The organism is Flavobacterium beibuense F44-8 (assembly GCF_000769915.1).
GTDB classification, from domain to species: domain Bacteria; phylum Bacteroidota; class Bacteroidia; order Flavobacteriales; family Flavobacteriaceae; genus Flavobacterium; species Flavobacterium beibuense.
Map to the genome: position 1 here is coordinate 164,037 of NZ_JRLV01000005.1, position 24,462 is coordinate 188,498.

The window sequence follows — 24,462 nt, forward strand, 5'->3', positions numbered from 1 at the left end:
TTGTAAAAATAGGGAATTTTGGACTGTAGTTTAAATTTGTATTAAGTGCTGTCATTGCGATGAGACACTACGGAGTAAACTTTTAAATTTAACTAAAGAGATTTCTCACTCCGATACTCTACGTTCGAAATGACAGCATGCGTTTTAATATTACGAGGGTTTTCCATTTCGACCTTGCGGAGAAATCTCAGAATATTAGAGATTTTTCGACTCCACTTCGTTGCGCTCAAAATGACAGCACGTAACAGGTAACCTGAAACTTCAAACCTGAAACCAACTACAACTTCTCTCCCAAATATTCTCCTGTTACCGACTTAGGGTTTTTAGCAATTTCCTCAGGAGTACCAAAGGCTACTAAATGTCCGCCATTTTCACCACCTTCAGGACCAATGTCTATAATATAGTCGGCACACTTAATAAGGTCAAGGTTGTGCTCAATAACAATGATTGAATGTCCTTTATCGATAAGGGCGTCAAACGATGCCATTAGTTTCTGGATATCATGGAAATGAAGCCCTGTTGTAGGTTCGTCAAACACGAATAAGGCTTTATCTTTCGTATTTCCCTTAACCAGGAACGATGCCAGTTTTATACGCTGTGCCTCACCACCCGAAAGGGTAGAAGACGACTGCCCTAACTGTACATACCCTAAACCAACATCCTGTAACGGTTGTAGTTTTTGGGTAATTTTGGTTTGCTTGTGCTTATCAAAAAACTCAAGGGCATCATCTATGGTCATGGTAAGTATATCATCGATATTCTTACCTTCAAAAGCCACTTCCAGCACCTCTTTCTTAAAGCGTTTACCATTACAGGTTTCGCACTCCAGGTGAACATCGGCCATGAACTGCATCTCTATAGTAACTTCGCCTTCCCCTTTACAGGTTTCACAGCGTCCGCCATCTACATTGAACGAGAAATGCTTTGCCTGATAGCCTCGTAGTTTGGAAAGCTTTTGCTTAGAGAACAAATCTCTAATATCATCATAAGCTTTAATGTAGGTAACCGGGTTAGAACGCGAACTGCGCCCAATAGGGTTTTGGTCTACATATTCAATATGCTTAATGTGTGAGTAGCTACCCTGCAGTTCGGTAAACTGTCCGGCTTTTTCGCCCACGCCTTCCAGTTTCTTTTGTATGGCAGGGAATAATATCTTTTTTACCAGTGTACTCTTACCACTACCCGAAACTCCGGTAATAACCGTTAGGCAGTCCAGCGGGAAGGTTACATCTATATTTTTAAGGTTGTTTTCGCGTGCGCCTACAACATCCACATGATTTTTAAACTTGCGACGTTTTGCAGGTACTTTGATTTCCATATCGCCGTTAAGGTATTTTGCGGTAAGTGATTCTGATTTCAGGATCTCATCATACGTACCCTGAGCTACCAGACGACCACCGTGTGTACCCGCTTCCGGACCTATATCGATAATCATATCGGCAGCCTTCATGATGTCTTCATCGTGCTCTACCACAATAACGGTGTTGCCCAAATCACGTAGCCCGATAAGTACCTTAATAAGTCTTTCGGTATCTTTAGGGTGAAGCCCTATACTTGGTTCATCCAATATGTACATAGACCCCACAAGGCTACTGCCCAGTGATGTTGCCAGGTTAATACGTTGTGATTCACCACCCGAAAGGGTAGACGACCTACGGTTTAGCGTAAGGTAATCAAGCCCCACTTCCTGCAGGAAGCTAAGGCGGTTATTGATTTCAACCAACAGGCGTTTAGCTACCTTTTGGTCGTATTCACTAAGTTGGATTCCTTTAAAAAACTCAATAAGGTTTTTGATAGGCATATCCACAAGGTCTGATATGGTATGGTTGTCAATCTTTACGTGATTGGCTTCCGGTTTAAGGCGTTTGCCCTTACATGCCGGGCACTTGGTTTTACCACGGTAACGCGAAAGCATAACGCGGTTTTGTATTTTATAGTTTTTCTCTTCCAGTTCGGCAAAAAAGTCATCCAGTCCTGTAAAGTACTGGTTACCTTTCCATATAAGTGCCTTATCACTTTCAGACAACTGGAAGTACGGTTTGTGTACAGGGAAATTGAATTTGTGACTGTTGTTGACCAACTGGTCACGGTACCAGCCCATGCTCTCACCACGCCACGGATAAATGGCATTTTCAAATACCGAAAGGGCTGTGTTTGGGACAACAAGCTCCTCATCTATGCCTACTATGCTGCCGTAACCTTCGCACGACGGACAGGCACCATAGGGATTATTAAAACTGAAAAGGTGTACGTTTGGCTCCAGGAAGGTAAGTCCGTCCAACTCAAAATTACTACTAAAAGCCAGTCGGTTTCCGGTTTTTACATCCTGAAGGTACGTTTCGCCTTTACCTTCGTAAAAAGCAGTTTGTACGGCATCTGCCAGTCGGTTATAAAATTCCTCTTCATCTTTTACCACAATACGGTCTACAATAAGCATTACCTCTTTGTTGGCAAAGTCGGTATCGCCCAGTTCGTCCAGTCGCAGCATTTCGTTATCTACCAGTATACGGGCAAAACCCTGCTGTAGTAAAACGTTTAGTTTTTCTTCAATGGTACGGCCTTTCTCTATGTGTACAGGTGCCAGTAACAACCATCGGCTGCCGTCTTCCTGTTTTTTAACCTCTTCAACCACATCGGTTACTGTATGCTTTTTAACCTCACGACCTGAAACAGGGGAGTAGGTACGCCCTACACGAGCAAAAAGTAGTTTTAGGTAATCGTAAATCTCGGTACTGGTGCCTACGGTAGACCTCGCATTGGTAGTGTTTACCTTTTGCTCAATGGCAATAGCGGGGGCTATACCCTTAATGTATTCTACTTTTGGTTTGTCCAGACGACCTAAAAACTGACGCGCATATGACGAAAGGCTTTCCACATATCGGCGTTGTCCTTCGGCATAAAGCGTATCAAAAGCCAGGCTTGATTTACCTGAGCCCGAAAGCCCGGTTACCACAACCAGCTTGTTACGCGGAATGGCTACATCAATGTTTTTAAGATTGTGAAGCTGCGCCCCTTTTATAAGGATGTTTTTTTTAGGTTCGAGTGTTGATATATCGGTTTTTATCATAGCAAAAATGGTAATGTGCAAAGATACTATTTTACACTGAAATTTTTGTTAAAGAGGGGAAGGGATAAAGCGTTATATTTGAGGTATAGTTAACATAAAACCAACCACACTGTAATGTCAAATATAAAATCAGCGCTACTGGGAGTAGCCGTTGGAGATGCTCTTGGGGTGCCTGTAGAATTTTTAGAGCGTAGGGTATTAAAGGATAATCCTGTAACCGATATGAAAGGATACGGGACACACAACCAGCCACCGGGTACTTTTTCAGACGACAGTTCACTTACTTTTTGCCTTGCAGAAGCCCTTACAGAAAAGTATGATCTTAACAGCATAGCCGAAAATTTTTTAAAATGGTTGTATGAAGGATACTGGACAGCACACGGAAATGTATTTGATATAGGAATAGCTACCAGGGAGGCTTTGATTCGTTTTAAGAAAGGTTGTGAACCACAACATGCCGGAGGATTTGAGGAATACTCAAACGGAAACGGTTCGTTAATGCGTATACTGCCTTTACTTTTTTATATTCAGGATAAGCCTGTAGAAGAGCGTTATCGTATTATTAAAGAAGTATCATCCATAACACACGGTCACGTACGTTCGGTTATAGCCTGTTTTTACTATTTGGAGTTTGCGCGTCATTTAAACCGTACTACCGACCTTACTTATATTTACAGTGTTGTACAAAGGGAGGTTAATGAACTATTGGTGAAAAAAGAGATAAATCCCGCAGAGATAACTGTTTTTGAAAGGCTTTTAAAATATGATATATATAGGTTGCAGGAAGATGAAATACAAAGTTCAGGATATGTGGTACATACTCTTGAAGCATCGATATGGTGTTTAATGACAACAAAGAACTATAAAGATGCTGTGTTGAAAGCTGTAAATTTGGGTAGTGATACCGATACTACCGCTGCAGTTACAGGCGGACTTGCAGGATTGTTGTATGGTGAGGAAACAATACCTTCACAATGGCTTAGCTTACTTGCTAAACGCCTATTTATTGAAGACCTGGCAGAACGTTTGGAAAAGGGTTTACAGATACAAAAATCTCATTTTATAGCAGAGCTTAAGTACCGCACCACAGAAGAAGGGGGAAGGAAAAGCTGTTCTCATAGTGGTTACAGACCTGCATTAAAATTTGCTTTTGATGCTATGATAACTACAGGGGTACAGTATTTTTTAGATAAAGAAAAAGTATATCCTGGAGAAACTGTAAAGGCAGCTATAGGTATTATTGCTTTTCCTTATTTTGAAAAAAGACTTGAGGTAGGAATGGATTTTGATTTTAGGAAAGGAGACCTGATTATTGGAACTGGTGTTATAATTGAGATTACAGATAAAAGTCTTGAAAAACCAAAAACTCCTTAAAGCATGCTTTAAGGAGTTTTTGTATTACTCTTGTTTACTTGTTATGCTTCGGGAGTAAGTTGTTCCGGAGTTTGGTTCTCGCTGTCGGTGTCTTCGTCTTCTTTTTTCTTTTTGCCTGTAATACGTCTGTATATTGCTCCAAAGAATGCTATAAGACCTATAACGATAAACTTACCAAACTTAGCAATTACTGCAAAGAAACCTACTTTTGCCAGTACTTTACCGGCTACAAGTCCGCCAATAGTCCATGCAGCTACTTCGTCTACAGAAGGGTCGAAATCTTTGTACTTATATCCGTCGTTAAACTCTACTATGTTTAATACCTGAGGAATATCCTGTTGTACAATACCCAAATCTTCCATTGAACCGATAGCGTTTAATACCAGTACACCTTTTCTACCCAGTACCCTTACATTGTAGTTTAAGGTATGTATGGAATCTGTTCCAAATTGTATTTCCTTTGCCCAATGCAATATTTTTCTGTCTTTGTCATAGTAAGGAGGAGTAGCCCATCCTATTAAATCAATAGGATCGTAACCCATTGTCACTCTGCTTTTACTGGCTTCACGGGTTTCTTCTTTCATTTCTTTTAATAGGTAGGTATAGTCAATATCATCGGCATCATCATCTTTTACGTATCCAATTTCATCATACATAATGTTAAAAACATATCCATGATCGCTTAATACGCCATATTTTTCGGGCATAATAAGCCCCATGGTCATATCTTCTTCATCAGGATTTCCCCATAAGTCTACCAGTACATGTTTAGATTGTTCTGCATCCAGATACTTAAAGCCTTGGGGTACATTAATTGCACCAACCCCATTTTTAAGTTCAATTTTTCCATACTGATAGGTGTATGAATTTTCAATAGAGTCGTAAACAGCCTGTATTTCTGCTTCGGTTGGTTCTGTTTCCTGTGCATGAACAGCAGCAGATAACATAGTGACCATAAGGGCACTCATAAATTTTTTGATCATTTTTTTGTAATTGGTTTGTTTGAACGGCTAATATAATTATTAAGTTTTTTTTAACAAATATTAATATGCGTTGGGGTTTTCTTTTTAATTAGTTTTGAATCATCTAATCTTTTTTATGAGGATTTATTAATAATATGCTTTTAACCGATAAAGAATACCTGCTTGAAAAGTTTCCTGGGAAAGGAGGGTGGACCTATGCCGCGCTACCGGAAATAAAACCTAACGGCGATATGCCTTTTGGCCTGGTTAAGGTAAGGGGCAGTATTGATGGTTATGAAATAAATAGTTATCACCTTATGCCTATGGGTAATGGTAATCTGTTTTTGCCTGTTAAGGCTGAAGTACGTAAAAAGATAAAAAAACAGGCAGGCGATTATGTACATATTACATTATATAGGGATGATAGCGAATTTGAAATACCGGAAGAAATTTTACAATGCCTTAAACTTGAGCCCGAAGCAGAGGTAAAATTCATGAAATACAAAAAAGGGGAGCAAAAAAAATTTACGGACTGGATTTATGCTGCCAAAAAAGAGGAAACAAAAGCCGACCGCATCGCAAAAATGCTGCAAATGCTGGATAAAGGCGAAATGTTATAAATTTCATAAAAGTTTGAAATTTCCTTTATTATTGCGACTTTTTTCAAGAATATTGCCCGTTATATTGTATTCCAAATGTTAAAATTTAAGTTTTTTTTTGCATGTTAAACTTAAATTCCTTTATATTTGGGATATAATTAATTCAAAATTAACATTGCCTATAGAAAAAATTACTTTTTAGAAAAGAAACCCAGTTTCTGATTATTTATTGAGAACCCAAATTCAAAAAACTAAAAAGTATTGCTATGGCTAATGTTGTAATCCCAGATGCCGTATTGGTTAAGAACTATATGTGCGGCGACGAAAATGCTCTTGCCTGTTTAATTAACAGACACCAATCAAAAATTTACGGTTTTATCTACTCTAAAGTGACTGACAGGGATATTGCAGACGATATCTTTCAGGATACTTTTATCAAGGTAATTAAAACCCTTAAGTCTAACGCTTATAACGAAGAGGGTAAGTTTCTTCCGTGGGTAATGCGTATTTCGCATAACCTTATTGTGGACCACTTCAGGAGAAACAAAAAGATGCCTATGCACCGTGAAACGGAAGAGTTCTCTATTTTCTCTATTATGACCGATGATAGTCCTAATATTGAAAGTATGCTAATCACAAATCAGGTTGAAAGTGATTTGAAAAAAATGATTGAAGAACTTCCTGATGATCAGAAAGAGGTACTTCAAATGAGAATATACCAGGATCTTAGCTTTAAGGAAATAGCTGATTTGACTGACGTAAGCATTAATACTGCGTTAGGTAGAATGAGGTATGCACTTATGAATTTGAGAAAACTGATTGAAAAAAATAAAATAATTTTGACAAATTAAACAATATAGGGGCTTCGTTTTGCGTTGTATAGAAAATTAAGTACAAAATACATGGCAAAACTTTACTCTAAAAAGAAACAAGAAGCTCCGGAAATGTTACCAAAAAAAGAAACAATAGCGTTTTTACTTAACTATTCAAAAGCATTAAAAATAGTTAAGACCTCAGGTAATCTTACTTTTGAGAGCATCGCTAATTAATAAAAAGAAGTCCCGTTTTTTAACGGGACTTCTTTTTATTATACTCATCTATTACTGTTTTCCGCCCGATGGTGCGGGTAATAATATCTTTTTCTAAATTCCATCCGCGGGCAGGGGAGTATTCCCTACCATACCATATTATTTGAAGGTGCAGATCGTTCCATAATTCTTCCGGGAACAGCCTTTTTGCATCTTTTTCTGTTTGCTCTACGCTTTTTCCGTTACTAAAGCCCCATCGGTACATTAATCTGTGTATATGAGTGTCCACAGGAAATGCCGGTATACCAAATGCCTGTGACATTACTACACTTGCTGTTTTATGGCCTACAGCCGGCAGTTCTTCGAGATCTGCAAAGTTTGCCGGAACCTCTCCGTTATGTTTAGCTATCAATATTTCCGATAGTCCGTGTATGCCTTTTGCCTTCATTGGCGAAAGTCCTACCGGTTTAATTATTTCCCTTATTTCCTCAACGGTTAGTTTAACCATGTCATAAGGGTTATCGGCACGCTCAAAAAGCAGAGGGGTGATTTGGTTTACTCTCACATCGGTACTTTGTGCCGACATCAATACGGCAATAAGCAGAGTATAAGGGTCTTTATGGTCTAGTGGGATAGGTATGGTTGGGTATATTTCCTTAAGGGTATCTATAGTGAACTGAACCTTTTCTGCTTTGGTCATTTTTATGTATTTTTATGAAAAAACAAATATACACTTATGATTACATTAAAAAAAGGAGATAAGGCACCTGACTTTTCGGGAGTTGACCAGGACGGAAACAAACATACACTAGCCGATTATAAAGGCAAAAAGCTGGTTGTTTTCTTTTACCCGAAGGCCAATACGCCGGGATGTACTGCCGAAGCCTGTGACTTAAGGGATAATTTTGAACGTTTTAAAGCCAATAACTACGAACTTTTAGGGGTGAGTGCCGATTCGCAAAAGGCTCAGGGTAAGTTTAAGGATAAGTATGAGTTTCCTTTTCCGCTAATTGCCGATGAGGATAAAGCGGTAATCAATGCCTTTGGGGTATGGGGACCTAAAAAGTTTATGGGTCGTGAGTACGACGGTATACACCGTACCACATTTGTAATAGATGAAAACGGTATTATTGATGAGGTTATAGAAAAAGTAAAAACCAAGGCTCATGCCGAACAGATATTGAAATAAAAAAAGCAGCCAATAGGCTGCTTTTTTTATTATTCTATTTTCTTTGCTTCATAATCTATGCCCTGTTCGGGTTGTTGTACCCTGTATTTAACAACTTTTCCTTCGCTGTCAAAAGTAAATTCATAACTAACTTCAGGACTGAAACCGTCAACAATGAATTTTGTTTGGGATACCGGTATAAGTTCAAGCTTTTCTTCCTGACCTACGGGAACATAAATTTTACCGTCCTCATAAATAATTTCCTTTGTTTTACCGGTTTCGGTTACATATTTTCCTGCGTATTGCTGTAGTGTACTATTATCTATTTTAACCTGTTTTTCAGGTTGCTGGTTGTAAAGTATACGCCTAATGTTTTTTACAGGTATTTCTGTTGTGGATAAGGCATTATTTTGAAGTACAATAATGGTTTTGTCATTATCTAAATGCCTTTCAATATAGGTTATATAACCTCCCCAGCTACCGCTGTGTAAGGCTATTTTGCCATAATCGGGAGAATTGGTAAGCATCCACCCAAACCCATAATCAGTGCTTCTTTGTCCTGACATTTCATAAGAGGAAAATATCATTTTTCTGTCATTATCATTAATGATTTCATCCCCATATAATGCCCTGTCCCATTTTAGTAAGTCTTCAAGGTTAGAGTTTACCATTCCGTCACCCACTATACCGTCTAAATAAACCACATAAAAATCAGAACCAAACTCATCAGGAGTTACCTTTTTGTTTAATTCACGAGAGAAAAGATAACCCGATGCATAGTTGTTTTTAGTTTCCGGCTTAAACCACCTTCTGTAAACAAAAGTATTATTCATTTTTAACGGTTTAAATATAACCTTATCAAGGTATTCTCCATAGGATTGTTTGCTTATTCTTTCAATTATAGTAGCTAACAGTAAGTACCCTGTATTGCTGTATTCCCATTTTTCATTAGGAGAGAATAGTGGTGCAGGCTTCTGTTTTTCAAATGCTTTTATAACATCATCATTGGTTGCTATTTTACTTTTATCCCATTCTTTTGCCAGTAAATCCATATAGTCGGGTATTCCTCCTGTATGGGTTAAAAGATTTTTTATTGTTACATCGCCGTAAAACGAAAGCTCGGGAATGTATTTGCTTATTTTGTCGTCATAAGATAGTTTACCTTTTTTTTGTAACTGCACAATTCCCATGGCAGTAAATTGTTTTGAAACAGAGGCAAGCTCAAAACAGGTTTGTGTATTTAGTTTTTGTTGTGTTTTTTCGTTAGCCAGGCCATAACTTTTTTCAAAAACTACCTGTCCCTTTTCTGCTACCAGTATATTTCCGTTAAAAGCATTTTTTTGGTAAAGTTCATTAATGTAATTGTCTATTAATTCTTCCTTTTGAGCCAAAACTTTAAAGGAGCATGTTAAAAGCAAAAGAAGCATTATATTTTTTTTCATACTAGTTGGATTGGTTTAATACATAAACGGAAAGGTTGGATTATAATTATAAATACAACTTAGTAAAAAAGCAGCTTATAGGCTGCTTTTTACTGAACTTTTACTTTAAAGCTAAGCATTCCGTATATGCCTGAGTATATTGTTAATTCTCTTATTCTTTTGTCTTTAATAATATAATCAAAATTTAAAATACCATCAGAATATTTTACCTGATCGCTACTGTATTTGATACGATTATCTTCGGGTTTAAAATTTGTATCTATTATTATTTGGTTCTGTCGGGGGTAGTCATCACTCACCTGTATTTTGAAGTGAATTGTATCGCCTACTTTTGCATTAATTATTCCTGATTCCGGACTTATAACTGTAAAGTATGGTATTGCCGGAGATGCATATAGAGGTAGGCTTTTATATTCCTCTTTAGCATTAATGTATGTTGTATGCCTTATCCATTCAGGATCTGAAGGGAAATGGTTTAACAGCATCCTTTCATAAGGTGTGCACCAATAAGAGTAATTGCGCTCTTTTATAAATCCGGTCGGTTTCATGTTTTTATCTCTTGGACAGTGGCCTGCTCCCCATGTAACATCAAAATAATAGTACTGATTGTTTATTACAACAACATTCCACGCATGGTCTATTTTTCCCAGTATTCCTATCTCTCTTTGAGACTGTTTTGTATATCCATTCACTATTGAGCTTTGTATGCCTGCTAACGAACACATTTTTTTAAATAAAAAGGAATAGCCAAAACAAACTGCTTTTCTTTTGTTTATTATGTTTTTTAGAAACCTGTCTTCCCATTTAGCATATGCTTTACCATAGTCTTTTCCTTGTTTATGTTTAGGATATTTGACCTTAGTATCACCTTTATTGAAGGCTTTGTAGTCATATTCAATATTTTCGGTTATCCATATAAATATGGCCCGTACTTTTTCGAGGTCTGTAGTGCAGTGTTTGGTTAAATCACTAACTAATAAGGGTATATCGTTTTTGTATTCAGTATGAATAGCTATATTGTCAATTGTATAATACGGATTATTTATGTCTTTTTGGCAATAACCCTTTAGGAAACAAAATAGTATGGTTATACTAAGTAGGAATTTTTTCATTATGATTTAAGGTGCTGAAGCGTAAATATAAATAAAAAAGCAGCTATATAATAGCTGCTTTTTTATTTATTGTACCATTTTATTTAGTTCTGTTCTGCTACCAGTGTTTTAGGATCGTAGCCAAACAGTTGGTTTTTCTTGATAATTTCGGCAACCCCCGGAGGAAGCATATCTTCCCATCCTGATTGACCTTTGCTAATCATTTTAAGTACCTCTCTTGAGAAAATATCAAGATAACTGGCATCTATATCGGCAATATCAATCACCTTACCGTTAAATTTAAAGAACTTGTACAGCTCTTTCATACGAGGGTGAACCATTAGGTTTTCTGAAGTGATTATTTCACCTTCTTCATCCTTCATAGGGTATAGGAATACCTTAAGGTCACGGTAAAACAGTTTACCGAAAGCCTCAAGTATACCACCACTTAGGTGACGGTAATATTTTTCATCAAATATATCTACAAGGTTATTAACCCCCATAGCAAGCCCCATACGGGCTTTGGTGTAGCTAGAGAAATATTCAACCACTTTATAGTACTCCTGAAAGTTGGATATCATTACGGTTTGACCAAGTGAACACAGCAGTTCGGCCCTATCCATAAAGTCACGCTCATCAATTTCTCCCTCAGATCTAAGGTTTGAAAGTGTAATTTCAAAAACCACAAGGGCTTTATCTTTTTCCACTTTGTTTTCTTCCAGGAACATTTTGTATGATTGCTCATACATATCCATATTCACTTTAGTTACCGGGCGAAAACTACCTCTTAATGCAAGAATGTTTTTCTTGTATAGTATAGCTGCCGGAAGTATGTTATGACCATCAGGGCCAAACATTACCGCATCGGTCATACCGTTTTTAACAAGCTGTAAGCTCATTAAGCGGTTATCTACAGTGGCAAATCGCGGACCTGAGAAGTTGATGGTATCAATCTCTAACTGATCTTTATCAAGGTGATCATAAAGGTAGCGTAATAGCTTTTTAGGATCGTTGTATTTATAATAAGCTCCATAAATAAGGTTAACCCCCAGTATACCCAGTGTTTCCTGTTGCAGGCGGGCATCGGTTTCCTTAAAACGGATGTGTAGTGTAATTTCGTTATAGTCTTCGTCCGGTTCAACCTGGTATTTAATACCTACCCAGCCGTGTCCTTTAAACTGCTTTGCAAAATCAATGGTAGCCACGGTATTGGCATAACTAAAGAAAACTTTATTAGGGTGTTTATCCCTTTTAAGTCGGTTTTCAGTAAGTCTTACCTCGTGTGCCAGCATTTTTTTAAGTCGGCTTTCAGTTACATACCTACCGTCGTCTTCAGCGCCATAAATAGCATCACTAAAGTCTTTGTCGTAAGCAGACATGGCCTTTGCGATAGTTCCTGATGAACCACCTGCCCTGAAAAAATGGCGGACAGTTTCCTGACCGGCACCAATTTCGGCAAAAGTACCGTATATGTTCTCGTTTAGGTTAATCCTTAAAGCCTTGTCCTTTATGGAAGGTACATGCTCTATAATTTTGTCTCCTTTCAGAGTGATATCAGAATCTTTTAATTTCATGGAAGTGCAATGATATTTGCAAAGTTAGGAAAAACAGGACTTTTAATAAAAGATAAATCCTATTTTTGTAAAAATTTAATGTGTGATTAAAGTATGGTTTTTAGGGACAGGAACATCGCAGGGCATACCGGTTATAGGTTGTACTGATGCTGTTTGCCAAAGTGATGATCCTAAAGATAAGCGCCTGCGTGTGTCCGCCTGGATACAGTGGGACGATTTCTCTTTTGTGATAGATTGCGGCCCTGATTTCAGGCAGCAAATGCTTACCTGTGGCTGTAATAAACTGGATGGTATACTCTTTACACATGAACATGCCGATCATACTGCCGGGCTTGATGATATAAGACCTTTTTTCTTTAGGCAGGGGGATATAGCCATATATGCCCATAGCCGTGTACTAAGCGAACTGGAAAAACGCTTTGATTATATTTTTGAAAAGGAAAACAAATATCCGGGAGCACCGTCTGTTAAAGAACATATTGTAATTAATAACCAGCCTTTTGTTGTGGGGAATAAAACGGTTACGCCAATAAATATTATGCATGGCAGTTTGCAGGTTTTTGGTTACCGCATTGATGATTTTGCTTACTTGACTGATGTGAAAACCGTAGAGCCTGATGAGAAGGAAAAGCTTAAACGTTTAAAAGTACTGGTGGTAAATGCACTAAGGGAAACCCAACATCCTACTCATTTTAATCTTGAAGAGGCTTTACAGTTTATAAACGAAATTAAGCCCGAAAAAGCTTACTTAACTCATATAAGCCATCTTATGGGTTTGCATGAGGAGATACAGGCAAAATTGCCTGACAATGTTTTCTTAGCTTATGATAACTTACAGATAACCATTTAACTATATTATGAAAAAGAACCTTTTTTTATACCTGTTTATTTTCTCTTTACTTGTTAATGTTTTTACTTACATGTATTTTACCAATAAAGATAAATTTCAAACTACAAATATTGAAACTCTGGAGGGTAGAGTACAGGCTTTAAAAGATTCTGTAACGGCAAATGAAGATAATCTTTATAAGGCCAACTATTTTACACTTGATCAAAATGAAGCTGCGCAATTATATTTTGGAGATAAGGACTTACAGAAAATTCAAATAGCAATAAGAGACGCTATTTATGCGGGTAATGCAAAGGCAGGAGGTAACCCTTTGGTTAACTATCCGCAAATAGGGAGTCCTTTTTTAGTTAATAACTACAGGATACTTAACAACCGTTGGGTAATAATTGATTTTAGTAACGGAACTCTACACGGTGAATCTATAGTTAAATATTTTGTAGAGGAAGATGGTAGTATAACATTTGAGCCTGCCGAAACACTTTTACATGCGAATAATTAATTTTTTCGTATTTTAGAGTTATCAAATAAAAACGAATGAAAAAGTTATTGCCACTGTTGCTGGCGGGGATGAGTTTAATTTCCTGTGAGCAGATGATGAAAGATCGTGGTGAGGAGCCTGAAGCAGAACCTGTAAAAAAGGTGGTTATTGGTAACGATAAAGATGCTAAAGGCTGTGTTACTTCTGCCGGATACCGGTGGTCGTTATTAAAAAAAGAATGTATAAGGGCTTATGATGTGGGGTACAGGCTTAACCCTGTACAGGAACTGAAGGATGTAGGGACAGCCTATAGTGCTTTTGTAGTTTTTAACGATGACCAGAGTGTTGTGGAGGTTTTTTTACCCGATTCATCAAAAACATTCCTGCTTTCAAAAACGGAAGAAGGTATTTACAAAGCAGACAACTGGATGCTTGAAGTAAAAAAAGATTATACGCTGTCTAAAGAAGGGAGTCCGTTGTATGCCGGAGCCCTTATTGAAGAAAAAAGAGTAACGGGCGATGATAATGCCCAAAGCTAATACAACAGTAAGATAATAAAAAAGGCGGTTTTAAAACCGCCTTTTTTATTATCTATTAGTCTTGTTTATCCAACTTAACAGGTCGTAAAAGTTTTGTGGTGTTACACCATGTCCTACAGGGTATTCATGATATTCCACATCCAGCTTAAGGTCTTTTAAAACCTCCGGGGCTTTACGTGCCCAGTCTACAGGGATAACCTGATCTACCACTCCGTGAGAAATAAAGAAGCGTAGCTTAGAGATGTCGTTAGTGTTAAAACCTTTGTCTATAATGTCCATGTTAAGGTATCCGCTAAGGGCTACAACACGGTCAATTTTTTCAGGATAGGTTAGTGCTATAGAATAGCTTAGTATAGCGCCCTGGCTAAATCCAAGCAGCGTTACTTTTTGAGCATCAATAGGGTATTGGTCTATAAGTTCGTCAATAAACTTAACGATAAGTTCCCTTGATTCTATTGCCTGATTGTCATCGGAAAATTTATTCATATCCGAATCAAAATTAATAGCATACCATGCATTTCCGTAAGGAGGGATGTGGTATGGCGCTCTTGCCGAGATGATATAATACTCTTCCGGAAGCTGTCCTGCAAACGAGAACAAATCTTCTTCATTACTACCGTAACCGTGTAGTAACAGTATTAAAGGATTCTTTTCCTGTTTTACTTTAGGCTCTCGTATTAAATAGTATAATGAGTTACTCATTGATTAAATGCTTTTAAATAGTTTTTGGTAAAATTTACCTAATAGTGGTACTGGTATTGTTTGTCCTTTAACAGCAGTTACGATACCATAAGTCCATAATATTGAAATAAAGATCCACATTGGGAATAATATTCTTGGATCTGGAAAGTAGCTTATGATTGATCCTAAACCTATAAAGGTAATGGAAAGTCCAATGGCTTGCCTAATATGGAATGCTGCAAATTTATTTTTATTTTCAGCATTCATAGATAATGCAATAAGTGCTCCTACAACAAGTATATAGCTTGTTATTGCTATAGATTTTCCATCACTGATCTCAGGTTGTGTATTCATTTTAATATATTTCTATTGTACTTTTTGCTTCTATATCTGTTCGTGTATCAAATACCACATCATAGTAAGATGCATCTCCGGATTTTGTATTAAGAACCAGTTTTTCACGACCAAACTCAACACCTTTTTTGTCCTTTACGGTAAAAGTAAGTGTATCGTTAATAGCCTTTTCGGTAATAATATAAATTACCAGTTTATTATCTTTGCTGTTGCCTTCGTCTTCAATGTAAAACTTACCGGTTTTAATACCTTCATTAATAAGTTTTTCAGATAGGCTGATTTTACACTCTAAAGTCCTGTCAACCCCTTCGCTAACCCCTTCAATAAATTCGGTAGCAGTTTCTCCAACAGCCTCTCCGCCTTTATTAATAGTCTCTTTTGCCTTTTGGCAGGAACATATTGTTAACGCACAAAAAGCGGTAATTAGAAAACGGACAGGTGACTTCATAATGCTATTCGTTTAAAATTAGTTTTCCGTTGTGGTATACACCATATGCCTTACCTTTTAACTCCTGACCTAAGAAAGCGGAGTTTTTAGATTTTGAAAGGATATTGGCTTTAGTAAATGTATGGTTACCTTCGGTAGTAAATAAGGAGAACGATGCAGTAGCGCCTTCTTCCATAGCGTGGTCTTCAATTTTAAATACGCTTTTGCCGGCAGTAAGTTTTTCAACAATAACATCAACCGGTAGTACATTGGCAAGTGCTCCAAAAGCAGTTTCCAGTCCTATAGTACCGTTTTTAGCCATATCAAACTCCATTTTCTTTAACTCAACGTCAAGAGGATTATGGTCACTGGTAATCATATCTATTGTTCCGTCAAGTACTCCCTCTATAAGAGCTTTTCTTTCATTTTCAGGTCGTAATGGCGGAGCTACTTTGTAACGGGTGTCAAAGTTAACAAGAGTATCATCGGTAAGTACAAGGTGATGCACTGCAACACTACAGGTTACATTTAATCCTTTTGCTTTAGCCTCTCTTATAAGTTGTACCGATTTTCCTGTAGATACGGTAGGGATATGCATTTTACCACCTGTATATTCTAACAGATACAGGTTACGTGCTACCTGTAATTCTTCGGCTAGGGCAGGTATACCTTTTAATCCTAAACGGGTACTAACAAACCCCTCGTGTACCACACCTTTACCTTTAATTTTGCTGTCCTGACAAAAAGTAATTACCAGTCCGTCAAAATCCTGAGCATACTGTAGAGCAATCTTTAATAGGTTTGCATCAGGCAGGTCTTTATTATAATCACCAAAAGCTACGGCTCCGGCATTTTGCATATCAAAAAGTTCGGCGATATCAAGTCCTTCGCTATTTTTTGTAAGCGCACCTATAGGGTGTAATGATGTAGCAGCATTGTGTCCTTTGCTTAATAAAAAGCTTATATCTGCCTGAGTATCGGCAATAGGGTTTGCGTTAGGCTGTAGGGCTATGTTTGTAAAACCACTACGTGCAGCTACGCTAAGTCCGTTTTTAATAGTTTCCCTATCCTCATAACCAGGTTCGCCAAGGCTTACAGAACTGTCAAACCATCCGCGTGAAACGTGAAGGTTATCCAGCTGTATAACTTCAAAATTTGCTTCTTCGGCAATATCTTTAGCTATTTTAGTTATAACACCATTTTCTACTTTAATATCAACAGCCTGATTGTTGAATTTGCTGTTTTTATCAATAATGGTAGCGTTTTTAAAGATGAGGTTCATTTTACAAATTTTTGGATAAAGAGTTCAAGTAACAGGAATACCAGCGCGCCAATAATAAACCATTTCCATAATTCGCTGGCAGTCCTTAGTGATTTAATATCGTTGTATACGGTTGAAACAGAATCTGTTTTTGTATAGTCTTTTACAATGTTGCTGTTTTGCAGGCTAAGGTCACTTTCTGTTCTTGGGTAGTTAAAACTGATGTTCTTTAAAATATTTTCGTTTTTCACTACACTGTAGTTGCCTGCAGTTTCGGGATAATCACCAAACGACAGTTTAATCTTATTGTTTAGTATTTGCTGCATTGGTATAAAGTCGCTCACGTCGTTCTTCACGGTTACCACTTCATCTTTAGAAAGCAGTGCATCAATAATAAGATTTTGATTTTCTCCTATCTTGTATGCAAAAACTCCGGTTTTGTTATTGTTTTGAGCCATGTTATAAAAGGTAGGCACAATAAGCGGAGAGTTTTGGAAATTGGTATTCTGTTTGTTGATAGGGGCAGAGAACAGGTATACATTACCCAGCCTGTTTGTTAACGATGTCAGGAACGGAGTCTGATCGGCATACGATAGTACCGGAAGCGCAGTTCCTTTAATGGTAAATGAGTTATTTACCTTAGGGTATTGGAAGTTTTTAATTTGCCTTTCGAATACGGTTTGGTATAATGGATGGCTAAATGATATTTTGGTTATCTGCCTTTCGTTGTTGTTAAGTGTAAGAAGCGATGCATTACCAAAAGCCGCCATAAGGCTGTTTAGGTTTTGTACAGATGCTTCTGCCGAAGGGATAATAATGATATTACCGCCTTTTTCGTAAAGCGATTTTAATGTTGTAATAAGTGCCTGCGGAATCTCAGTAAGCTCATTAAGTATAATGGCATCCTGTTTTTCAAGGCTGTTATAGTCTACACTGCCGGTCTGTACCGAGTTGAATACAAAATCATCGTCAGTATAAATGCGTGAAAGGAATTTGTTTTTCGCTTCGTCACCAATCGCCAGAACATTTGATTTTTCGGGTTTTGAGATACTGAAATAGTACTCATTATCATAAGTCAGGCTATTATCCCTTACCGATACATAACCGTGAAAATCTTTTTTGGGGATGGTAAAGTTTAGTGTTTTTGATGGCTGATCAAAAGTAACCAGTGTTTTGGCAGTAAGTTCTTTACCGTTGTATAGCGCTACCGATGTATCATCGTTAACCGTTCCGTTTGCTTTTAAGTCTACCGCAATCTCATAGAAGTTTTCCAGTGTTTGGTATATGTATACACTATCTACCGCCACGTTGTTTTTGTTTTGGGCTTCAGGTACTATAAAGTATACAGGAGATTTTGGATCAAGCTTACTAATACTCTGGCTTTCCAGGTTAACAGCATCGGTAATAACCACTATATCTTTACCTGTATTAGGCTTTTTTGTCTCGGCTTTTGTAATCAGGAAATCAGGATTAAAAGGTACGGAACCATAATTAATATTCTGTAATTCCTTTTGTATGGATTTTACATCGGTATCCCAGTATGCATTGGTAGGTGTTATAAGCGAAAACTGCTGATCTTCCGGCGTGTTTTCCAGCATGTCCTGTACGGCTCTTTTAAGTAGTTCGCCTTTACTGCCTTTAGCCTGCATGGAAAAGGAATTGTCCAGCAGGATAACCATTTCATTACTCTTGTTGTTATCGTCACTGGCTTTGAAAAACGGCTGTGCAAAAGCGAGTATAAGGCAGGCAAGTAATAATAGCCTGGTAAAAAGTAAAAGCCATTTCTTGATTTTAGAACTCTTGCGGGTTTGCATGTTGAGCTCCTTTAGGAAACGTACGTTTGTAAAATATTCTTTCTGAAAGCGTCGCAGCTGGAACAAGTGTACCAGAACAGGGATTACCAATAGGAATAAGAAGTAAAGGATTTCCGGATGTTTGAACTGCATTTAGTTGAAAGTTTGTCAAAAATACAAATTTTTATTCTAAATGAAAGTGCATAACTACAGTATAAATTTCACATAATATTTAAATACCCTATTTTTGTTATCATTAATTTGCACTCATGAAAATTACCCGATTACTTATTTTGTTAGGATGCATTAGTTTACATGCACAGGACAATTACAACCTTATTATAGGAACCTATACCAATGCCTGCGAAAGCGAAGGAATTTATGTTTATGATTTTAATACCAAAACAGGCGAAGCTACTTTAAAAAGCAGTTCACAAGGAGTTATTAATCCGAGTTATGTAACGGTTTCTGCCGACAATAAATTTTTATACAGCGTTAATGAAAACGGAGAGGAAAGCACAGTAAGTGCCTTTAATTACATGGCTTCCAGCGGGAAGATAGAATTTATTAATAAAAAGGATTCTAAAGGTGCCGATCCATGCTACATAATTAATGATGATAAGCATGTTATCGTGGCTAATTATACAGGAGGTACCATAGCGGTTTTTGCTAAGGACAAGCATGGCGGACTGACAAAAGCCAAACAGGTAGTTAAACATAGCGGCAGTAGTATTAATAAAGACCGTCAGGAAGGGCCTCATGTACACATGGTTTACTTTTCTCCTGATAAGAACTATATTTTTGCCAATGACCTGGGAACAGATAAGATATCTGTTTATAAGTACAATAAAAATGCTACCGATGGCAGTAAAGTATTAACACTAGCTGATACGGTAGAGGTAAAAAAGGGTAGCGGCCCGAGACATTTGGTATTTAGCCCAAACAATGTTTTCTTTTATGTACTACAGGAACTGGATGGTACTTTAACTGCTTTTAGTTATGTAAAAGGTAAAATAGAGAAGATACAGGAAAGTACAATTGTGACCCCGTATTTTACAGGACAAACCGGAGCAGCTGATATTCATATATCACATGACGGTAAGTTTTTATATGCCACAAATAGGGGAGATGCGAATACTATTTCTGTTTTTAGGGTACATGCTAACGGAAAAGTAAACCTGGTGCAGCAAGCCACTACTGAAGGTATAGGACCAAGAAATTTTACTTTTGGACCAAAAGAAGACTACCTGCTGGTTGCTAACCAAATTAGTAATGATGTTATCATTTTTAAAAGGGACAGAACAACGGGTATGCTTACCGATACTGAGAAATGTATAGAGCTTTGCTCACCGGTATGTTTGGTGTTTACAGCAGCAAAATAAGCTAACAGAGATATAAAAAGAAAGAGGGATTATTTCCCTCTTTTCTTTTTTTGTGACTTTTTCTTTTCGGCAGCCCTGTTACGTGGTTTTGTTTTTCTTGGGTTTCTTTTACCCGGCCCACCAAGGTTAACCTTTTTGTTTTTATCTTTTTTATCGTGAAAGGCAGCCCCTCCTTCCAGTTTAGGTCTCTTTAAAAGGAATTTTATTTTCTTTTTGTCTTTTTCAAATTCAAGTAGTCTTTCTGCAACTTCAATATCTTGCGGCATAGGGAGCATTTCAATCTCCTTTTCCATTAAGAGTTCGGTTTCAATAAGCAGTTCTTCTTCTTTTGGGCTTATAAAGCTTATAGCTATACCGGTTTTATCGGCACGACCTGTACGCCCTATACGGTGAATGTATTGCTCTTCCACCTCAGGGAATTCCATATTGATAACATGGGTAATATCAGATATATCCAAACCACGCGCCATTACATCAGTAGTAACTATACCCCTAAGGTTACCTTCCTGAAAAGTAGCCATAGTGTTAAGCCTATAGTTTTGTGACTTGTTAGAGTGGATAACACCAAACTGCTCAGGGAAAGCTTCTTCAAGCTGTTCCATTAAAATGTCGGCCGTTTTTTTGTTGTTCACAAATACCAGTATACGGTTCATGCCTTCATCCTCTTCCAGTAAACGTTTCAGTACGTTCATTTTTGTAAGGAAGTTAGGAACACGATAGCCAAGTTGTTGTATTTTTTCAAGCGGAGTACCCGATGCTGCCAGTGAAACCTCTTCTGGGAAATCAAAAAATTCATCAAGCATTTCATCTACATCCTCGGTCATAGTGGCCGAGAAGAGTATGTTTTGCCTTTTTTGTTTCATCATGGAAAGGATAGAGGTAACCTGAAAACGGAATCCAAGGTTTAGAATCTCGTCAAACTCATCGATAATAAGTTTTTGCAGGTTGTCAAAACGAACCACATTGTCAAGTGCAAGATCCATTAATCTACCCGGTGTACCTACTAAAACATCTACACCCTGATATACTAAATTTTTCTGTGTATTGATGTTAGTACCACCATATACACCCAGTGCACGTATAGACATGTACTTTGTAAGTTTTTCCACTTCTTCAACCACCTGTACAACAAGCTCACGTGTAGGTACTATTACTACTACACGGGGAGTATCTGTAGGGGCAAATTTCCATTGTTTTAAAACAGGAAGCAGGTAAGCAAAGGTTTTACCGGTACCGGTTTGTGCAATCCCCATCATATCGCGGCCGGAAAGTATAACAGGCATCGATTTTACCTGAATAGGAGTAGGGTTTTCAAACCCGAGTTCGTCTAATGCTTTTTGAAGCGATTTAGGTAAATCAAGATCGTGAAATGTGGTCATTGCGTTTTATTTTGTGCAAAGATAGGTATAAAAGTTAACTACCGGGTTATTGTGAGGAGGCTATAAAATTAAATTGAATTTTAAAGTAGGGGATTTGAGTTTTTAATTGTTTTGGTAGTATATCAGCTGATTTTATAAAGATAAATCAAAATTTTAACCAAAACCAAAAGCTATGAAATTAAAATTACCTTTTTTGACCATGATGGTTTTATTTGTTACCAGCGTATTTGGACAAACAACAGCAAACCAGCCACCGGATATTGTACAATGCGGATTGGAAGTTTTTGACCTGACACAACAGGACGAAATTATTTTAGGGGCTCAGGATCCTGAATACTTTTTTGTAACCTATCATGAAACACAAATTGATGCAGAGGAAAATACAAACACTATTTCTAATCCCACACAGTATGTGTCTGTTGGTAATCAGCAAACTATTTATGCAAGGGTTAATAGTTCTGAAGATGACACTTTTGCTGTAACATCATTTCAGATTATTTGGTCCAGTTGGGAAAATATAGATACAAACCCACCAAGTCCAATTAATGTATGTGATGATGACGAGGATGGTGTAGTTATCCTGGATCTTACAAGTGTAATTGATGAGGTGGTTGAAGATCCTAGCTCTTATTATATTACATTTCACTATATAGAAATGGATGTTGTGACAGGTGACAACCCTATTGAAAATCCGGAGGCTTTCTCTACAGAACAAATGGGAGACTGGTCAGAGATATGGATTAGGGTAGAAAACCCTGAAACAGGATGTTATGTAATTCACTCAATTCCTTTTTATATGGAGCCGTGTACAGATAGCACTGTGTCTGGTGATTTGCGATTTGGAGATATGGCTGACTTTGGTTGTATTGACGGTCCGCCGGCAGCACATGTTATGGTAAAGATGACTCATGATAATGATGTTTTTTATACCTATACAGATGCAAATGGTCATTATACATTTTATAATGTACCCGACGGAGTTAATGAAATAAGCGTACTGGGACAGGGTATTTACACTTATGTATCTGAGCCTATATCTTATCAGGTTACTGCACCGGGTGTGTTTGAAGATATTTATTTTTGCCTTGAATCACCAGAACCTATTGATGATGTGAGTGTTTATATGGTTTTACAACAACCAAGACCGGGATTCCCAATGTATGGTTATATGGTAGTGCAAAATTTAGGTAATACTACAGCAAACGGTACTATTTCTCTAGAATTTGACGACTCTTTGGTAAGTTTTGTGAATTCTGTACCTGCTTTAACACAGTCTGGCAATACACTATCTGTAAATTACAGCGCAATGGCAGGATCCCAGTATCTTGTTTATTACCTGGAATTTTTAGTAGAGCAGCCGCCTACAGTTAATCTTGGTGATGAAATTACATTTACAGCAAATGTTACTACAGACGGTGATGATATTGACCTATCTAATAACGAGGATGTATTAACCCTTATAGCTGTAAACTCTTATGACCCTAATGATATAGCATGCCGTGAAGGGGATTATATTACTGAAGAGCAGGCAGAAGGTTACCTTAATTACTACATACGTTTTCAAAATACAGGTAATGCCGATGCTATAAATGTAAGAATAGAAGATATTCTTGACGATAAGTTAGACTGGGAAACCCTACAGCCACTATCGGCGAGTCATGATTACAGGGTAGAGGTAGAGAATAATACGGTTCAGTTTATATTTGACGACATTAACCTGCCGGGAGAAGAGGTAAATGAGCCTGAAAGCCATGGTTATATTGCTTACAGGATAAAGCCGAAAGCCGGAGCAGAGATAGGTGATATTTTTGAAGCAACTGCTTCGATTTACTTTGACTTTAATGAGGCCATTGTTACCAATACTGCTACTACCGAAATTCAGTCAATAATGGGGCTTGGAGAAAATGTACTTAATCAGTTTGCATTATACCCAAATCCGGCAAAAAATATTGTGAATATAGCGTTTGGAGATTCAGTTGCTAATAATGTTAGCATATCAGTAAGTGATATTTCGGGTAAAATTGTACTTGCTACAAATATTAGCAACAGTGTAAACAGTTTTGATGTATCTGCCTTAACATCGGGAATGTATTTTGTTACCCTAACCTCAGATGGTAAGAAACAAACTAAAAAATTAATAATCGAGTAGTTTTATAATTGAGTTGAATAAAAAAGCGGACTGTACAGTCCGCTTTTTTAATTTTATATTATATAAGAGGTAATTCCTCGGTCGTTACAATATGGTGCTGTATGGCATAAATAACAAGTCCGGCAATGTTTTTGGTTCCGGTTTTAATAAAAATATTGTTTTTATGTCCTTCAACCGTTCTGGGCGTTATTGTAAGTATTTCACCTATTTCTTTTGCAGTTTTTTGCATAGATATTAGACGTAATATTTCTTTTTCCCTTTCGGTTAACAGTTTATCATCTTCAAGGATGATAAGTTCTTCCTTATCGTGTATTTCCTCTTTAATGTTAGTTATCTGGTCATCAAGAAAATATACTCCGTTTTTATGAACCGTTTCAATAGCCTTTATAAGTAGGGTAGGTGAGATACCTTTTGGGATAAAGGCGGCAACCCCGCTTTTAATCATAAAATCCAAAAAGGTTTTCTGGTAATGGGACGACATCACCATAATTTTAATAGACGGATATTCTGATTTTAGTATACGGGTAATTTCGGTACCGTCCATTTCTTTCATTTTAAGGTCTAAAAGAACTACATCAGGTAGTCTTAAAGACTCTTTAAGTTTCAGCAGGAGTTCGTTGCCATTCTCTGCTGTAAAGTTAACAACTATATTTTCCTGATTATTAAGGTAACTTTCAAGAAGTTTAGTGACTAAAGTGTCGTCATCTACTATTGCGGTAATAATTTGTTTCATAATTAGGTGTGGGATTGGTTAGGTACATAAGCTATAAATTTAGGTATTCTATATTAGCGTTAAGGTAGTAATGCGGGAGGGCTTTGTTTACATATTTAGGTTTATATGCAAAAATAGTAAGAAACATCTTA

The 24,462-nt window shown here is 37.3% G+C and carries 23 protein-coding genes; 10 read left to right on the forward strand and 13 right to left on the reverse strand.

From position 1 onward, the window contains the following. Positions 1 to 277: 277 nt before the first annotated feature. Entirely contained in the window at positions 278 to 3,067 is a 2,790-nt protein-coding gene (uvrA, locus tag Q763_RS05775) for an excinuclease ABC subunit UvrA (RefSeq protein WP_035132077.1), read from the reverse strand. Positions 3,068 to 3,181: 114 nt separating this feature from the next. Between uvrA and Q763_RS05780 the strand changes: the two genes are divergently transcribed. Continuing rightward, positions 3,182 to 4,441: an ADP-ribosylglycohydrolase family protein gene (locus Q763_RS05780; RefSeq protein WP_084596017.1), complete on the forward strand. Its 1,260-nt coding sequence runs from the start codon at positions 3,182 to 3,184 to the stop codon at positions 4,439 to 4,441. A gap of 41 nt (positions 4,442 to 4,482) precedes the next feature. On the opposite strand, the gene Q763_RS05785 is transcribed toward Q763_RS05780, so the two are convergent. Next, a complete protein-coding gene (locus Q763_RS05785; protein WP_052123245.1) occupies positions 4,483 to 5,424 on the reverse strand; it encodes a DUF2167 domain-containing protein in 942 nt (313 codons plus the stop codon). Positions 5,425 to 5,558: 134 nt separating this feature from the next. On the opposite strand from Q763_RS05785, the gene Q763_RS05790 reads away from it, so the two are divergent. The 3 genes from Q763_RS05790 (at position 5,559) to Q763_RS17910 (ending at position 7,051) form a co-directional block, all read left to right on the forward strand. Continuing rightward, entirely contained in the window at positions 5,559 to 6,023 is a 465-nt protein-coding gene (locus tag Q763_RS05790) for a YdeI/OmpD-associated family protein (protein ID WP_035132079.1), read from the forward strand. Positions 6,024 to 6,268: 245 nt separating this feature from the next. Further along, positions 6,269 to 6,853 carry an RNA polymerase sigma factor gene (locus Q763_RS05795; RefSeq protein WP_035132081.1) on the forward strand — a complete coding sequence of 195 codons (585 nt, stop codon included), beginning with the start codon at positions 6,269 to 6,271 and terminating at the stop codon, positions 6,851 to 6,853. A 51-nt stretch (positions 6,854 to 6,904) separates the two neighbouring features. Then, positions 6,905 to 7,051, forward strand: coding sequence for a hypothetical protein (locus tag Q763_RS17910; protein ID WP_197429388.1), 147 nt, complete (start codon positions 6,905 to 6,907; stop codon positions 7,049 to 7,051). A 19-nt stretch (positions 7,052 to 7,070) separates the two neighbouring features. On the opposite strand, the gene Q763_RS05800 is transcribed toward Q763_RS17910, so the two are convergent. Then, entirely contained in the window at positions 7,071 to 7,730 is a 660-nt protein-coding gene (locus Q763_RS05800) for an endonuclease III domain-containing protein (protein ID WP_035132083.1), read from the reverse strand. Between the two features lie 36 nt (positions 7,731 to 7,766). Between Q763_RS05800 and bcp the strand changes: the two genes are divergently transcribed. After that, on the forward strand, positions 7,767 to 8,219 hold the full coding sequence (bcp, locus tag Q763_RS05805) for a thioredoxin-dependent thiol peroxidase (RefSeq protein WP_035132085.1): 453 nt from the start codon (positions 7,767 to 7,769) through the stop codon (positions 8,217 to 8,219). Between the two features lie 29 nt (positions 8,220 to 8,248). Here the strand turns inward: bcp and Q763_RS05810 are convergent, their stop codons facing one another. The 3 genes from Q763_RS05810 to Q763_RS05820 form a co-directional block, all read right to left on the reverse strand. Beyond that, positions 8,249 to 9,640: a serine hydrolase domain-containing protein gene (locus tag Q763_RS05810; protein ID WP_035132086.1), complete on the reverse strand. Its 1,392-nt coding sequence runs from the start codon at positions 9,638 to 9,640 to the stop codon at positions 8,249 to 8,251. A gap of 89 nt (positions 9,641 to 9,729) precedes the next feature. Next, positions 9,730 to 10,752: a transglutaminase domain-containing protein gene (locus tag Q763_RS05815; RefSeq protein ID WP_035132088.1), complete on the reverse strand. Its 1,023-nt coding sequence runs from the start codon at positions 10,750 to 10,752 to the stop codon at positions 9,730 to 9,732. Between the two features lie 83 nt (positions 10,753 to 10,835). Further along, a complete protein-coding gene (locus Q763_RS05820) occupies positions 10,836 to 12,305 on the reverse strand; it encodes a nicotinate-nucleotide adenylyltransferase (protein WP_035132090.1) in 1,470 nt (489 codons plus the stop codon). 85 nt (positions 12,306 to 12,390) lie between these two features. Here Q763_RS05820 and Q763_RS05825 point away from each other — a divergent pair, with 85 nt between their 5' ends. Genes Q763_RS05825 through Q763_RS17390 form a run of 3 tightly spaced genes read left to right on the forward strand, consistent with a single transcriptional unit; the run spans position 12,391 to position 14,172 of the window. Then, on the forward strand, positions 12,391 to 13,155 hold the full coding sequence (locus Q763_RS05825; protein ID WP_035132262.1) for an MBL fold metallo-hydrolase: 765 nt from the start codon (positions 12,391 to 12,393) through the stop codon (positions 13,153 to 13,155). Positions 13,156 to 13,162: 7 nt separating this feature from the next. Beyond that, the gene (locus tag Q763_RS05830; protein ID WP_035132092.1) at positions 13,163 to 13,654 is read left to right on the forward strand and encodes a hypothetical protein; all 492 of its coding nucleotides are present in this window, start codon (positions 13,163 to 13,165) and stop codon (positions 13,652 to 13,654) included. 35 nt (positions 13,655 to 13,689) lie between these two features. Continuing rightward, on the forward strand, positions 13,690 to 14,172 hold the full coding sequence (locus tag Q763_RS17390; protein ID WP_052123246.1) for a hypothetical protein: 483 nt from the start codon (positions 13,690 to 13,692) through the stop codon (positions 14,170 to 14,172). Between the two features lie 48 nt (positions 14,173 to 14,220). Here Q763_RS17390 and Q763_RS05840 read toward each other — a convergent pair whose 3' ends face one another. From Q763_RS05840 to Q763_RS05860, 5 genes are read right to left on the reverse strand one after another with little or no spacing between them, the layout of a single operon-like run. Next, the gene (locus Q763_RS05840; protein ID WP_035132094.1) at positions 14,221 to 14,874 is read right to left on the reverse strand and encodes an alpha/beta hydrolase; all 654 of its coding nucleotides are present in this window, start codon (positions 14,872 to 14,874) and stop codon (positions 14,221 to 14,223) included. A 3-nt stretch (positions 14,875 to 14,877) separates the two neighbouring features. Next, on the reverse strand, positions 14,878 to 15,207 hold the full coding sequence (locus Q763_RS05845) for a membrane protein (protein ID WP_035132096.1): 330 nt from the start codon (positions 15,205 to 15,207) through the stop codon (positions 14,878 to 14,880). Position 15,208: 1 nt separating this feature from the next. Then, the gene (locus Q763_RS05850; protein WP_035132099.1) at positions 15,209 to 15,655 is read right to left on the reverse strand and encodes a hypothetical protein; all 447 of its coding nucleotides are present in this window, start codon (positions 15,653 to 15,655) and stop codon (positions 15,209 to 15,211) included. A gap of 4 nt (positions 15,656 to 15,659) precedes the next feature. Further along, positions 15,660 to 16,916, reverse strand: coding sequence for a dihydroorotase (locus tag Q763_RS05855; protein WP_035132101.1), 1,257 nt, complete (start codon positions 16,914 to 16,916; stop codon positions 15,660 to 15,662). Then, entirely contained in the window at positions 16,913 to 18,841 is a 1,929-nt protein-coding gene (locus tag Q763_RS05860; RefSeq protein ID WP_035132103.1) for a vWA domain-containing protein, read from the reverse strand. Before Q763_RS05860 ends, Q763_RS05855 begins: the two co-directional genes overlap by 4 nt. A gap of 116 nt (positions 18,842 to 18,957) precedes the next feature. On the opposite strand from Q763_RS05860, the gene Q763_RS05865 reads away from it, so the two are divergent. Continuing rightward, positions 18,958 to 20,070, forward strand: a complete 1,113-nt coding sequence (locus Q763_RS05865) for a lactonase family protein (RefSeq protein ID WP_052123248.1) — start codon at positions 18,958 to 18,960, stop codon at positions 20,068 to 20,070. Positions 20,071 to 20,099: 29 nt separating this feature from the next. Here the strand turns inward: Q763_RS05865 and Q763_RS05870 are convergent, their stop codons facing one another. Continuing rightward, the gene (locus tag Q763_RS05870) at positions 20,100 to 21,449 is read right to left on the reverse strand and encodes a DEAD/DEAH box helicase (RefSeq protein WP_035132105.1); all 1,350 of its coding nucleotides are present in this window, start codon (positions 21,447 to 21,449) and stop codon (positions 20,100 to 20,102) included. 172 nt (positions 21,450 to 21,621) lie between these two features. On the opposite strand from Q763_RS05870, the gene Q763_RS05875 reads away from it, so the two are divergent. After that, a complete protein-coding gene (locus Q763_RS05875) occupies positions 21,622 to 23,598 on the forward strand; it encodes a DUF7619 domain-containing protein (protein ID WP_084596018.1) in 1,977 nt (658 codons plus the stop codon). Between the two features lie 58 nt (positions 23,599 to 23,656). Here the strand turns inward: Q763_RS05875 and Q763_RS05880 are convergent, their stop codons facing one another. Beyond that, positions 23,657 to 24,331: a response regulator transcription factor gene (locus tag Q763_RS05880; RefSeq protein ID WP_035132109.1), complete on the reverse strand. Its 675-nt coding sequence runs from the start codon at positions 24,329 to 24,331 to the stop codon at positions 23,657 to 23,659. Between the last annotated feature and the right edge of the window lie 131 nt (positions 24,332 to 24,462).